Consider the following 12,560-nt stretch of genomic DNA (forward strand, 5'->3'; position numbering starts at 1 on the left):
TTTCAACCCGTCGCTCCGACTGCGCACGCGTTTCCTGCCGCCGGTGTTTCGCGTATCCTGGCAAAACGATTCGCTGCCGTGACAGATCCGGTGGCCGGTCAAGCAGAGATGGCGCAGACGGGGCGGATTTCCACCGGACCGTACCTGCGGCTGTGGAGAGCGGTAACAGGCCGCTCCATCGCTTGACTCGGTGCCTCGGTCAGCCAATCACAGGACCCTCAAGCGGCCAAGACGAGAGATGACGATGAATGAAGCAGCGCGCAGAGTGGCGGCGATGAACCAGCAGCCGATGGAACCCCAGTACCGGGAGGCTCCGAGCAATATCGAGGCGGAACAGGCCCTGCTCGGCGCGATCCTCGTCAACAACGATGCCTTCTACCGCGTCTCGGACTTCCTGAAGCCGGTTCACCTGCACGAGCCGCTGCACCGCAAGATCTACGAGGTCGCGGGCGACATCATCCGCATGGGCAAGACCGCCCATCCCGTGACCGTCAAGACGTTCCTCGCGCCCGACCAGAAGGTCGGCGACATGACGATCTCGCAATATCTGGCGCAGCTTGCCGCCAATGCCGTGACCATCATCAATGCCGAGGATTACGGCCGGGCGATCTACGATCTGGCCCTGCGCCGCTCGCTGATCACCATCGGCGAGGACATGGTCAACATCGCCTTCGACGCGCCGCTCGACATGCCGCCGCAAGGGCAGATCGAGGACGCCGAACGGCGCCTGTTCGAACTGGCCGAAACCGGCCGCTACGACGGCGGCTTCCAGGCGTTCAACGATGCCGTGGCGCTGGCGATCGACATGGCCGGCCAGGCCTTCGAGCGCGACGGACACCTCTCCGGCATCTCGACCGGCATCCACTCGCTCGACGGCAAGATGGGCGGCCTGCAGCGCTCCGACCTGATCGTGCTTGCCGGACGCCCGGGCATGGGCAAGACCTCGCTTGCCACCAACATCGCCTACAACATCGCAGCCTCTTACGAGCCGGAAATCCAGGCGGACGGCTCCTACAAGGCCAAGAACGGCGGCGTCGTCGGGTTCTACTCGCTCGAAATGTCCTCCGAGCAGCTGGCGACGCGTATCATTTCCGAGCAGACGGAAGTCTCCTCCTCCAAGATCCGCCGCGGCGAGATCACCGAGCACGACTTCGAAAAGCTCGTCGCCTGCGCCCAGATGATGCAGAAGGTGCCGCTCTATATCGACCAGACCGGCGGTATCTCCATCGCCCAGCTTTCCGCCCGCGCCCGTCGCCTGAAGCGCCAGCGGGGGCTCGACTGCCTGGTGGTGGACTATATCCAGCTGATGACCGGCGCCGGAAAATCCGGCGAGAACCGCGTGCAGGAAATCACCCAGATCACCACGGGCCTCAAAGCGCTCGGCAAGGAGCTGAACGTCCCGATCATCGCGCTGTCGCAGCTTTCGCGTGCGGTGGAAAGCCGCGAGGACAAGCGCCCGCAGCTCTCCGACCTTCGCGAATCCGGCTCGATCGAGCAGGACGCCGACGTGGTGCTCTTCGTGTTCCGCGAGGAGTATTACGTGAAGAACATGGAGCCGCGCGACGAGTTCGATCCGAAATACGAGGAATGGAAGCAGACCTTCGAAAAGGTGAAGGGCACCGCCGACGTGATCATCGCCAAGCAGCGCCACGGACCCACCGGCACCGTAAAGCTCGCCTTCCAGTCGGAATATACCCGCTTCACCGACCTCGCCGACCCCTCGTTCACGCAGTACGAGGAGCATTGATCGGGGGCCGGCGCTCTAGATCCCGCCTGCCCGCAGAAGGGCGACGGTCAGGACGCCGGTTGCGACCGCGGCCAGAAGCGGCAGCCGCGTCGCGGCAAGGGCGGTGACCATGGTTGCCGCCGTTTCGGCGGGGCCCGTCGCCAGCGCCGTCGGCGCGATCACCGCCATGAGAACGGCCGGCGGAATGGCGTTGAGGGCGCGCCGCATGCGGGGGCCGAGCGCGACGTGGCGGATCAGGACGAGGCCCGCCAGTCGCGTCAGCACGGTGGCAACCGCCATGGCGGCGATGGCGAGGACCGTCGGCGCACTGAGCGCAAAGAAGGGCACGGTATCGAGCGCAAGCGTCATGATGCCAGGGCCTCCTCGCCTGTCGTCTGAAAGGCCGAGACGACCAGACCGGCCGCAGCACCGGCCGCGATGTACCAGACGCCGGGAACGAGCCTCTGCACGACCAAGGCGGCGACGGCACTCGCCGCGAGCACGACGCCGGTCTGGCGGTCTTTCCAGAACCCCATGACCAGAACGACGAAGACGGCGGGAAACGCGAAGTCGAGCCCGACCGCTTTCGGATCGCCGAGAAACGCGCCGAGCGTCGCACCCAGCAGCGTGGACAGCACCCAGGCGGCATAGAAGGGAACGACGAGGCCGGCAAACCAGCGCACGGTCAGCGGCGCAAGCCGGCTGCGGGCCTCGGCCATCGCCCAGATCTCATCGGCCAGGAACAGCATGGCGACCCCGCGGGCGGCGGGCGAAAACCGCTGCAACCGGCGGCCGAGGGACGCGCTCATCAGCACATGCCGGATATTGACGAGCAACGCCGCAACCCCGACCGCGCTCCAGGACGCGGGATCGGTCCAGATATCCATGGCGACGAATTGCGACCCGCCGGCAAAGACGAAAGCGCTCATCAATGTCGCCTCGAGCGGCGACAGGCCCTTGGTGGCGGCCACCGATCCGAACACCATGCCGATCGGCAGGACGGCGACGATCAGCGGCGTGATCGTCCGCATGCCGTCCAGAAAGCCGTCGTCGTCTCGTGGTCTCGTCGCGCGCATCATCTGGGCACCTCCATCATCCTGGACGCGTCTTAGGGTGCCGGGCGCGGCGTCGTCTTGAACGAAAGTGACATGGCGAGCGAGCGGCCGGTTGGGCAGGTGGCAGGACGAGGCATCAGCGGGCGCGGAACTGCCCCGGCGTCAGGCCGCTGCGCGCCTTGAAGTGCCGCGTGAAATGCGCCTGGTCGGCAAAGCCGCAATCGAAGGCGACAGCCGACGGCGTGGCCCCGAGGCGGAGCAGCCGGCGCGCTTCCCGGATGCGGCAATCGGTGAGATAGGCATGCGGCGTGACGTGATAGGCCCGACGAAAGGCGCGGATGAGATGGGCCCGGCTGAGACCGGCGATCCGCGCCAGCTCGACCAGCCCGACATCCTGCCGGAAATGCGCCCGGAGATAATCGCGCGCCCGCGCGACGGCCGTCGCCTCCTGCGTGTCGATCGGCTGAAGAATAAGGCTTCCATGGCGCAGGAACATGGCGGCGAGCACCGTATAGATGCTCTCGTCGGCCTCCAGCGCGCCGACGCGCCTTTCGAGCGTGCGGTGCGCGTGGTGAAAGGCTGCCGCCAGCGGCGCATCGTGGAGGATCTGTCGCGAAAAGGCGGGTGACGGGTGAAGCGCACGGCCGGTCACGTCCTCGAGGATCTCGCGCAGCAGGCCGGCGTCGGGATAGATCATCCGGTATCGATAGCCCTCGCTGCCCGGCACGCCGTCGTGAAACTCGCCGGGGTTGATCAGATAGAGGTCGCCCGGACCGGAGGCTTCGCGCCGTCCGCGGATCGTCGCGATCTGGCTGCCGTTCTCGATCGCGCCGATGCTGAATGTGTCATGCGCGTGCGGCGCGAAGGCATGCGTTACGAAGGTCGCGCTGAGGCATTCCATGCCCATCAGGCTCGGCTCGCGCCAGAAGACGGTCCGCTCGACCAGCGAAAGCGGCATCACCTCCGCGGCCTGTTCCTGAGAAACGTTCTGCATGGGCAGAGAATAGCGCAGGATCATCGCCCGATCTTGAACAAAAGTGACGCGCCGGCACTTCTGCTTGCCATTTCCTTCCGCTTGCCCTGGCGCGTTGTCGGGACTATCTGGTTTCCAGCGCCAACATGACGACCGAGGCACCATGGACGACGTCTTTTCCGCGGCGGCGAACCGCCTGACCATCGATCTGCAGGCTCTGGCCGACAACTGGCGCCAGATGAAGGCCCGTTCAGGACGCGCGCGCGCGGCGGCGGTGCTGAAGGCGGACGCTTATGGGATCGGCATCGAGGCGGCGGCCGAGACGCTCTATCGGGCCGGCGCCCGCGATTTCTTCGTGGCAAATGCCGAGGAAGGCGTGAACCTGCGGCCGCTGGTGCCCGAGGGCCGCATCTATGTGCTCGCCGGCCTCTGGCCCGGCATCGAGCCGCTGTTCTTCGAGAACGGACTGGTGCCGGTCATCAATTCCGAGGAGCAGCTCGCCTTCTTCATGGCGGCGCTCTCCGAGCATGGCGAACACCCCTGCGTTCTGCATGTGGACACCGGCATGAACCGGCTTGGCCTGTCCCTGGACGAGGCGATGGCGCTGGCATCCGATCCGGCGCGCCCGGCAAGCTTTTCGCCCATGCTGGTGATGAGCCACCTCGCCTGCGCCGACGATCCCGCCCATCCGCTGAACCTTCGGCAACTCGAAGCCTTCCGCGCGATCAGCGCCGCGTTCGACGGCGTCGAGGCGAGCCTTGCGAATTCCGCGGGCGTGCATCTCGGGCCGGACTATCATTTCGACCTCACCCGCCCCGGCATCGCCACCTATGGCGGCGAGGCGGTCAACGGCGTGGCCAATCCGATGATGCCGGTGGTGACCGCTGAGGCCCGGATCATTCAGGTGCGCCCGGTTCAGAAGGGTGGATCGGCGAGCTACGGCGCCACGGCCACCTTCGCCCGCGACAGCCGCATCGCCATCGCCTCGGTCGGCTATGCCGATGGCTACCACCGTTCGGTCTCAGGCAGCGGCGTGACGCTGCGGCAGGCGCAGCCCTCGGGTGCCTATGGGTTCCTGCACGGCCGCAAGGTGCCGCATGTCGGCCGCGTCACCATGGATCTCAGCCTGTTCGACGTGACGGACCTGCCGGAAAATGCGGTGCGGGCCGGCGATTACATCGAGCTTTTCGGCCGCAACATTGCGCTCGACGATGTCGCGCGGGCCGGCGGGACGATCGGCTACGAGCTGCTGACGAGCCTCGGCCACCGCTATGATCGCGCCTATATCGAGGCCGACGCGGAAGTTTGATCCGGCATCTTGGAAAGCCGGAAGAGATGGGGTAAACGAGAACAAAACAAGATCACAATACCCTTTATCGAAAGCGATACTGTCTGAATGGCCAAGGCCAGAACCAATTTCATCTGCCAGAACTGCGGCACCGTCACCTCCCGCTGGGTGGGAAAATGCGAGGGCTGCGGACAGTGGAACACCATCGTCGAGGAGGACCCGCTCGGCGGCATCGGCGGCGGGCCGGGCAAGACGCCGAAGAAGGGGCGCCCCGTGGCGCTCACCACGCTGTCCGGCGATACGGAGGATGCGCCGCGCATCACCACCGGCATTTCGGAATTCGACAGGGCGCTGGGCGGCGGCTTCGTGCGCGGCTCGGCCGTGCTGATCGGCGGCGATCCCGGCATCGGCAAATCGACGGTGCTCATGCAGGCGGCGGCCGCCCTCTCGCGCAACGGCCACCGCATCATCTACGTCTCGGGCGAAGAGGCCGTGGCGCAGGTGCGGCTGCGCGCCCAGCGGCTGGGTGCGGCCGATACCGACGTGCTGCTGGCGGCTGAAACCAATGTCGAGGACATCCTCGCCACGGTGTCGGAGGGCAAGCGGCCGGATCTCTTCATCATCGATTCCATCCAGACGCTCTGGAGCGACGTGGTCGATTCGGCGCCGGGCACCGTGACGCAGGTGCGCACCGGCGTGCAGGCGATGATCCGTTTCGCCAAGCAGACCGGCGCCACGGTCGTCCTCGTCGGCCATGTCACCAAGGAGGGCCAGATCGCCGGCCCCCGCGTGGTGGAGCACATGGTCGATGCCGTCCTCTATTTCGAGGGCGACCGCGGGCATCACTACCGCATCCTGCGCACCGTCAAGAATCGCTTCGGCCCGACCGACGAGATCGGCGTGTTCGAGATGTCGGACAAGGGCCTGCGCGAGGTGACCAATCCGTCGGAGCTTTTCCTCGGCGAGCGCAACGCGAAATCTCCGGGCGCCGCCGTCTTTGCCGGCATGGAGGGCACCCGACCCGTGCTGGTGGAAGTTCAGGCGCTGGTGGCGCCGACCTCGCTCGGCACGCCGCGCCGGGCCGTCGTCGGCTGGGATTCGGCGCGTCTGTCGATGATCCTTGCGGTGCTGGAAGCGCATTGCGGCGTGCGGCTCGGGCAGCACGATGTCTATCTCAACGTGGCCGGCGGCTACCGCATCGCGGAGCCTGCGGCCGATCTTGCTGTGGCTTCCGCACTGGTTTCGTCGCTTGCCGGTCTTGCCCTTCCCACCGATTGCGTTTATTTCGGCGAAATCAGCCTGTCCGGGGCCATCCGGCCGGTTGCGCATACGTCCCAGCGCCTGAAGGAGTCCGAGAAACTCGGCTTCTCGCAAGCTGTCCTGCCGTCCGCCTCTCCCGACCTGCCCAAGGGCTCGGGCATGGCGTGGGGCGAAATGGAGAGCCTGCCGGATCTGGTCGCGCGCATCGCCGGTTCCAAGGGTGCCCTGCGGCAGGCGGACGTGGACGAATGACCTGAAAGCGGGACACTGCGGACAGGTCGGGCGCCCCATTCCCGAGCATTTCGGGCCAAAGCATATCGGGACACGACCGCCGTTTCGGTATACATGCTCCCACCGGTCTTGCGAGAGACCGCAAGGCTGCGCAACGTGCGGTGACTGCAGATGCCCCGGTGCGGATCCCGCCTGGCGCTTGTACGGAGTAGGACGACCATGCCCATAACCATTCTCGACGGGATCGTGATCGGTGTCGCGCTGTTCTCGGCCGTCCTTGCCATGGTCCGCGGCTTCTCGCGCGAAGTGCTTTCGGTCGCAAGCTGGCTCGGCGCCGCCGCGGCCGCCTATTTCCTCTACCCCTATCTCAAGCCCTATGCGGCGCAGTATACGACGAGCGACGCCATCGCCACGGCCGGTTCGGCCGGCGTCATCTTCCTCGTCGCGCTCATCATCATCTCCTTCATCACGATGCGGATCGCCGATTTCATTATCGACAGCCGCATCGGCGCGCTCGACCGCACGCTCGGCTTCCTGTTCGGCGCGGCGCGCGGCGTCCTGCTCATCGTCGTCGCCATGCTGTTCTTCAACTGGATCGTGAAGCCCGAGCAGCAGCCGAGCTGGGTCATCCAGGCGAAATCCAAGCCGCTGCTCGACAATCTCGGCACCAAGCTGGTGGCGCTGCTGCCGGAGGACGTCGGAACGACCGTGGTCAACCGCCTGACCGGCAAGCCGACGCCCGAGGGCGAACTGGACGGCACGACGCCACCGAGCGAACCGGTCCCCTCCGACGACGCGCCGGCGCTGCCGCCTGCCGCGCCGACGACCAACAACTGACGCAGACGCGCCAGACCGATGACAGCGCCGTACGTTCCAGAGGACGCCCGGCGCTGTAGCGCTTATATCTGCTGCATAGCACTGCAAATCGATTCCGATTTCCATCGCTGTGCAGTTGCCCGCTTTGCGGGCTGTTGTCGTTTCATCGATCTTTCCGCCGGTATTGCTGGTTGAAGCCGCGATGACGCGCTACGATATGCCAACCGCACCCGCCGAGACAAAGGTGATACCGCGATGACCCTGCCCCAGTCCCCAGCATCTGCCGCCACCCTGCGCGCGCGTGAGATTCATGACGAGATCGACGGCGACACGCTGCACGAAGAGTGCGGCGTGTTCGGCATTCTCGGGCATGAGGACGCGGCCACGCTCACCGCGCTCGGCCTGCATGCGCTCCAGCATCGCGGCCAGGAAGCGGCCGGCATCGTCACCTTCGACGGCCGCCAGTTCTACACCGAAAAGCGCATGGGCCTCGTCGGCGATCACTATACGGACCCGGCAACGCTCGCCAAGCTTCCCGGCTTCATCGGCATCGGCCACACGCGCTATTCGACCACCGGCGAAGTGGCGCTGCGCAACGTGCAGCCGCTGTTTGCCGAACTCGAGGTCGGCGGCATCGCGATCGCGCACAACGGCAACCTCACCAACGGCCTGACGCTGCGCCGGCAGCTGATTGCCGACGGCGCCATCTGTCAGTCGACATCGGATACCGAAGTCGTGCTGCATCTGATCGCCCGTTCCAAGCATGCCGGTTCCGGCGAGCGGTTCGTCGATGCGATCCGCCAAGTCGAGGGCGGCTACTCAATGCTCGCCGTGACCCGCACCAAGCTGATGGCGGCGCGCGACCCCTACGGCATCCGCCCGCTCGTGATGGGCGAGCTCGACGGCAAGCCGATCTTCGCGTCGGAAACCTGCGCGCTCGACATCATCGGCGCGAAATTCGTTCGCGATGTCGAGAACGGCGAGGTCGTGATCTGCGAGATCCAGCCCGACGGATCGATCAGCATCGAATCGCGCAAGGCGGAAACGCCGATGCCGGAACGGCTCTGCCTGTTCGAATATGTCTATTTCGCCCGGCCCGATTCGGTCGTCGGCGGCCGCAACGTCTATGTCGCCCGCAAGAACATGGGCATCAACCTGGCGAAGGAAGCCCCTGTCGAGGCCGATGTCGTCGTTCCCGTTCCCGATGGCGGCACCCCGGCGGCAATCGGCTTTGCCCAGGCGAGCGGCATCCCGTTCGAACTCGGCATCATCCGCAACCATTATGTCGGGCGCACCTTCATCGAGCCGACGCAGTCGATCCGCGCCTTCGGCGTGAAACTGAAGCACTCCGCCAACCGGGCGATGATCGAAGGCAAGCGCGTCGTTCTCATCGACGATTCGATCGTGCGCGGTACGACGTCGCTGAAGATCGTCCAGATGATCCGCGAGGCCGGTGCGCTCGAAGTGCATATCCGCGTCGCCAGCCCGATGATCTACCATCCCGATTTCTACGGCATCGACACGCCGGACGCCGACAAGCTTCTGGCCAACCAGCATGCCGACCTCGCCTCGATGTGCGCCTTCATCGGCGCCGATTCGCTCGAATTCCTGTCGATTGACGGCCTCTACCGGGCCGTGGGCGGCGAGCCGCGCAATCCGAAGGCGCCGCAGTTTACCGACCACTACTTCACCGGCGATTATCCGACCCGCCTTCTCGACCGCGAGGGGACCAGCAATGTCCGCAAGCTGTCCGTCATGGCGAGCAACGGCTGAAGCATGAATGCGATCGATCTGAAGGGGCGCATCGCGCTCGTCACCGGCGCCTCGCGGGGCATCGGCTATTTCACAGCTCTCGAACTGGCGCGCGCCGGCGCGCAGGTGATTGCCTGCGCCCGCACCGTTGGCGGTCTCGAGGAGCTGGATGATGCGGTGAAGGCCGCGGGCGGGCTTCCGGTGACGCTCGTGCCGTTCGACCTTGCCGATATGGAGGCGATCGACCGGCTGGGTGCGGCGATCCACGAGCGCTGGGGCCGGCTCGACATCCTCGTCGCCAATGCCGGCATTCTCGGCACGATCTCGCCGATCGGCCATGTCGAGGCCAAGGTGTTCGAAAAGGTGATGACCATCAACGTCACCGCGACATGGCGGCTGATCCGCACGGTCGAACCGTTGCTGGTCCGCTCGGAGGCCGGGCGTGCGCTGATCCTGTCCTCCTCGGCTGCCCATAAGTGCAAGCCCTTCTGGGGACCCTATTCCGCCTCCAAGGCGGCGGTCGAGGCCTTGGCGCGGACATGGGCCGGGGAAACCCAGCGCCTGCCGCTGCGCATCCTCTCGGTCGATCCGGGCGGCACGCGCACGGCGATGCGGGCGCTGGCCATGCCGGGCGAAGACCCGGAGAGCGTGCCGCATCCGTCCGCGGTCGCAAAGGCGCTCCTGCCGCTCGTCGGGCCGGAACAGCGCGAAACCGGCAAGCTGTTTCAGGTCCGCGAAGACCGGCTCGTGGATTACCGCCTGCCGGACTAGCCTCTACAGTCCCATCACGAGCCTGACCGCGATCGAAAACATCACGACGCCGATGAGCGCTTCGAGGACACGCCAGGCGGCCGGCTTCTCGAACAGCGGCCGCAGGCGCCGGGCGCCGTAGCCGAGCGAGAAGAAGAACAGGAACGAGGCGGACATCGCACCGGCTGCAAAAGCGGCCTGCGCACCGGGAAACCGCGTCGAGATGGTGCCGAGCAGAACCAGCGTGTCGAGATAGACATGCGGATTGAGCCAGGTCAGCGCGAGGCAGGTGGCGAGCGTAACGCCGAGACCACGGCCCGTCTGCCCGGAGATGTCGAGTGCGCCCGACGCCCTGATGGCCGACCAGAGGCTGCGCGCACCATAGACGAACAGGAAGGCAGCGCCGCCATAGCGCATGACCGGATCGATCCCCGGCAGGATCTCAGCGATCTGGCGAAAGCTCGTGACACCAAGGGCGATTAAAGCCGCATCGGACGAAGCGCAGGCGAGGCAGACGGCCAAGATATGCTCGTTGCGCAGGCCCTGGCGCAGCACGAAGGCGTTCTGCGCACCGATCGCGACGATGAGTGTCAAGCCCATCGCGAGACCGGTCGTGAAGGCGCTGAGCGTCAGGTCGTCAAGCATGGAGGCAGGTGGCATCGAACTCTCCCGAAGCGGATGCGCTTCGATAGCGAGCGGTCGAGGATTAGGATAGTTAAAGATCCTAATCTCGATGAAGGACAGCTAATGACACTCGACTATGTGTCGCTGCGGGCGGTCTCGACCGTCGTGCAGACGGGGAGTTTCGAGAAGGCGGCGCGTTTGCTGAACGTCACGCCATCCGCCGTGTCCCAGCGCGTGAAACTCCTGGAGGAGCGTCTGGGAACGGCGCTCGTCATCCGCGGTTCGCCCTGCATCGCAACCGAGAAAGGCGCATGGCTCTGCCGGCATATGGAGACGGTCGGCATGCTGGAAAGCGAGCTTTTGACCCACCTGCCCGCCCTTGTCGATCCGCTGTCACCCGGCGCCCGTGTCACGCTTCACATCGCGACCAATGCCGACAGTCTTGCCACATGGTTCCTGACGGCGGCCGCGGCCTTCTCGCACGACGCGCCGCATCTCCTCGGCATTGCGGTGGACGATCAGGATCACACGGCCGAATGGCTGCAACAGGGGCGCGTGCTGGCGGCGGTCACGTCGCTCGAATCGCCGATTTCCGGCTGTCGCCGCACGCCCCTCGGCGCCTTGCGGTACCGGGCGACCGCCAGCCCGGATTTCGTCGCGCTATATTTTGCCGACGGCATGACGCCGTTCGCCTTCACCCAGGCGCCGTCGCTGACCTTCAACCAGAAGGACCGGCTTCAGAGCCGATGGCTTCGCCAGACGCTCGGCGAGGACCCCGTGTGCCCGACCCACTGGTTGCCCGCGACGCAGAGTTTTGTGGAGGCGAGCCTTTTGGGAATGGGGTGGGGCATGAACCCGGAGATCCTTGTCGCCGAGCATCTGGCAAGCGGCCGGCTGATCGAACTCATTGCGGACACGCCGCTGGATATCCCGTTGTTCTGGCAGATCCACCGGCTTGCGGCCGACCAGTTGACGGCCCTGACGCGGGCCGTGGTCGATGCGGCCCACAAGGCCTTGCACGGGCACGCTCAGACGGAACGGAGTTGATATCCCTTCCCCGTCAGGCCGACACGATCCTGGCCGTTAACGGGATCTACTGACCCGGCAGACCGTCGTCCCGCACGCCCTCGGGATGCTCCGGCCACTTGGCGCCATACTTCTTTTTCCACGCACGGGCGCCGAAGGGCAGCGAGGCGAGATAGGCGATGGCGGTGATGACCATGGTTTCCCAGGTGAAGCTCATCAGGGTCGCGACATAGATGACGACGGCGAGGATGACCGGGAGGACAAGATCGCGGCGGACGCGGTTTTCCGACTTGCCGGACCAGACCGGCAGGCGGCTGACCAACAGGAAGGCGATCAGCAGCGTATAGGCCGAGAAGATCAGGCCCATGGTGCGGCTGGGCTCGATGCCGATCAGGCCGAGATAGACCGGAAGAAGCACCAGCATGGCGCCGGCCGGCGCGGGCACGCCGACGAAATATTCCGACTGCCACTTGGCCTTGATGTCCCGCTCCGCCATCACGTTGAAGCGCGCCAGCCGCAGGCCGGCGGCAATCACATAGATCAAAGCGGCGATCCAGCCGATCGACTTGGCCTCGTCCAGCACATAGGCGAAGAGGACCAGCGCCGGGGCGACGCCGAAATTGACGATGTCTGCGAGCGAGTCCATCTGGACGCCGAATTTCGAGGTGGCCTTGAGCAGTCGGGCGATGCGCCCATCCACGCCATCGAGAAAGGCCGCCACCAGAACCATGGCCACCGCCAGCTCGAACCGGCCTTCGAACGCCAGCCGCACGCCGGTGAGGCCTGCGCAGATCGCGAGAACCGTGATCAGGTTGGGGATTAGCAGCCGCAGCGGGATCTCCCGCAGGCGCGGCCCGCGCGCCTCGTCATCATGGGGCCCATTCGGCTCATAGGGGGGAAACGGCGTCGTATCCATGGCGCTTGGGTCCTCGGGGCACAGGCGGGACGTTGCGTCCTGCGGGGGTATCTTCAGGTCGATATAGCGCTGCAACGGACGGGTTCCAGCGAAGCCGCTCCGCATCGGGATCAGACCAGCTCGATCGCGATCGAGCCGGTGTC

Annotated in this window: 12 protein-coding genes; 7 read left to right on the forward strand and 5 right to left on the reverse strand. The window is 65.8% G+C overall.

Annotated elements, in window-relative coordinates:
* Positions 1-244 precede the first annotated feature (244 nt).
* Entirely contained in the window at positions 245-1,747 is a 1,503-nt protein-coding gene (locus C8J36_RS07040) for a replicative DNA helicase (RefSeq protein ID WP_062600827.1), read from the forward strand.
* A gap of 15 nt (positions 1,748-1,762) precedes the next feature.
* Here the strand turns inward: C8J36_RS07040 and C8J36_RS07045 are convergent, their stop codons facing one another.
* The 3 genes from C8J36_RS07045 to C8J36_RS07055 all read right to left on the reverse strand — a co-directional run bounded on the left by C8J36_RS07045 (position 1,763) and on the right by C8J36_RS07055 (position 3,775).
* The gene (locus tag C8J36_RS07045; protein ID WP_132533651.1) at positions 1,763-2,095 is read right to left on the reverse strand and encodes an AzlD family protein; all 333 of its coding nucleotides are present in this window, start codon (positions 2,093-2,095) and stop codon (positions 1,763-1,765) included.
* Entirely contained in the window at positions 2,092-2,805 is a 714-nt protein-coding gene (locus C8J36_RS07050; RefSeq protein ID WP_132533653.1) for an AzlC family ABC transporter permease, read from the reverse strand. Before C8J36_RS07050 ends, C8J36_RS07045 begins: the two co-directional genes overlap by 4 nt.
* 112 nt (positions 2,806-2,917) lie before the next feature.
* The gene (locus tag C8J36_RS07055) at positions 2,918-3,775 is read right to left on the reverse strand and encodes an AraC family transcriptional regulator (RefSeq protein ID WP_132533965.1); all 858 of its coding nucleotides are present in this window, start codon (positions 3,773-3,775) and stop codon (positions 2,918-2,920) included.
* A gap of 142 nt (positions 3,776-3,917) precedes the next feature.
* Between C8J36_RS07055 and alr the strand changes: the two genes are divergently transcribed.
* The 5 genes from alr to C8J36_RS07080 all read left to right on the forward strand — a co-directional run bounded on the left by alr (position 3,918) and on the right by C8J36_RS07080 (position 9,872).
* The gene (gene alr / locus C8J36_RS07060; RefSeq protein ID WP_132533655.1) at positions 3,918-5,063 is read left to right on the forward strand and encodes an alanine racemase; all 1,146 of its coding nucleotides are present in this window, start codon (positions 3,918-3,920) and stop codon (positions 5,061-5,063) included.
* Between the two features lie 87 nt (positions 5,064-5,150).
* Positions 5,151-6,554, forward strand: a complete 1,404-nt coding sequence (radA, locus tag C8J36_RS07065) for a DNA repair protein RadA (RefSeq protein WP_062594830.1) — start codon at positions 5,151-5,153, stop codon at positions 6,552-6,554.
* A 198-nt stretch (positions 6,555-6,752) separates the two neighbouring features.
* Complete coding sequence (locus tag C8J36_RS07070) at positions 6,753-7,370, forward strand: CvpA family protein (RefSeq protein WP_062594829.1); 618 nt, start codon at positions 6,753-6,755, stop codon at positions 7,368-7,370.
* A gap of 234 nt (positions 7,371-7,604) precedes the next feature.
* On the forward strand, positions 7,605-9,122 hold the full coding sequence (gene purF, locus C8J36_RS07075; protein ID WP_062594828.1) for an amidophosphoribosyltransferase: 1,518 nt from the start codon (positions 7,605-7,607) through the stop codon (positions 9,120-9,122).
* A gap of 3 nt (positions 9,123-9,125) precedes the next feature.
* Positions 9,126-9,872, forward strand: coding sequence for an SDR family NAD(P)-dependent oxidoreductase (locus C8J36_RS07080; protein WP_132533657.1), 747 nt, complete (start codon positions 9,126-9,128; stop codon positions 9,870-9,872).
* 3 nt (positions 9,873-9,875) lie between these two features.
* Here the strand turns inward: C8J36_RS07080 and C8J36_RS07085 are convergent, their stop codons facing one another.
* Positions 9,876-10,496: a LysE/ArgO family amino acid transporter gene (locus C8J36_RS07085; protein WP_132533967.1), complete on the reverse strand. Its 621-nt coding sequence runs from the start codon at positions 10,494-10,496 to the stop codon at positions 9,876-9,878.
* A gap of 102 nt (positions 10,497-10,598) precedes the next feature.
* On the opposite strand from C8J36_RS07085, the gene C8J36_RS07090 reads away from it, so the two are divergent.
* Complete coding sequence (locus tag C8J36_RS07090) at positions 10,599-11,522, forward strand: LysR family transcriptional regulator ArgP (RefSeq protein ID WP_132533658.1); 924 nt, start codon at positions 10,599-10,601, stop codon at positions 11,520-11,522.
* 46 nt (positions 11,523-11,568) lie between these two features.
* Here C8J36_RS07090 and pssA read toward each other — a convergent pair whose 3' ends face one another.
* On the reverse strand, positions 11,569-12,417 hold the full coding sequence (gene pssA, locus C8J36_RS07095) for a CDP-diacylglycerol--serine O-phosphatidyltransferase (RefSeq protein WP_062594825.1): 849 nt from the start codon (positions 12,415-12,417) through the stop codon (positions 11,569-11,571).
* Positions 12,418-12,560 lie beyond the last annotated feature (143 nt).

The sequence above is a fragment of the Rhizobium sp. PP-F2F-G48 genome, from assembly GCF_004342335.1.
Taxonomy (GTDB): Bacteria; Pseudomonadota; Alphaproteobacteria; order Rhizobiales; family Rhizobiaceae; genus Ferranicluibacter.

Bases quoted from the DNA above. Each gene is read 5' to 3' on its own strand.
- C8J36_RS07040 (WP_062600827.1), top strand. From the start codon at position 245: ATGAATGAAGCAGCGCGCAGAGTGGCGGCGATGAACCAGCAGCCGATG.
- C8J36_RS07045 (WP_132533651.1), bottom strand. From the start codon at position 2,095: ATGACGCTTGCGCTCGATACCGTGCCCTTCTTTGCGCTCAGTGCGCCG.
- C8J36_RS07050 (WP_132533653.1), bottom strand. From the start codon at position 2,805: ATGATGCGCGCGACGAGACCACGAGACGACGACGGCTTTCTGGACGGC.
- C8J36_RS07055 (WP_132533965.1), bottom strand. From the start codon at position 3,775: ATGCAGAACGTTTCTCAGGAACAGGCCGCGGAGGTGATGCCGCTTTCG.
- alr (WP_132533655.1), top strand. From the start codon at position 3,918: ATGGACGACGTCTTTTCCGCGGCGGCGAACCGCCTGACCATCGATCTG.
- radA (WP_062594830.1), top strand. From the start codon at position 5,151: ATGGCCAAGGCCAGAACCAATTTCATCTGCCAGAACTGCGGCACCGTC.
- C8J36_RS07070 (WP_062594829.1), top strand. From the start codon at position 6,753: ATGCCCATAACCATTCTCGACGGGATCGTGATCGGTGTCGCGCTGTTC.
- purF (WP_062594828.1), top strand. From the start codon at position 7,605: ATGACCCTGCCCCAGTCCCCAGCATCTGCCGCCACCCTGCGCGCGCGT.
- C8J36_RS07080 (WP_132533657.1), top strand. From the start codon at position 9,126: ATGAATGCGATCGATCTGAAGGGGCGCATCGCGCTCGTCACCGGCGCC.
- C8J36_RS07085 (WP_132533967.1), bottom strand. From the start codon at position 10,496: ATGCTTGACGACCTGACGCTCAGCGCCTTCACGACCGGTCTCGCGATG.
- C8J36_RS07090 (WP_132533658.1), top strand. From the start codon at position 10,599: ATGACACTCGACTATGTGTCGCTGCGGGCGGTCTCGACCGTCGTGCAG.
- pssA (WP_062594825.1), bottom strand. From the start codon at position 12,417: ATGGATACGACGCCGTTTCCCCCCTATGAGCCGAATGGGCCCCATGAT.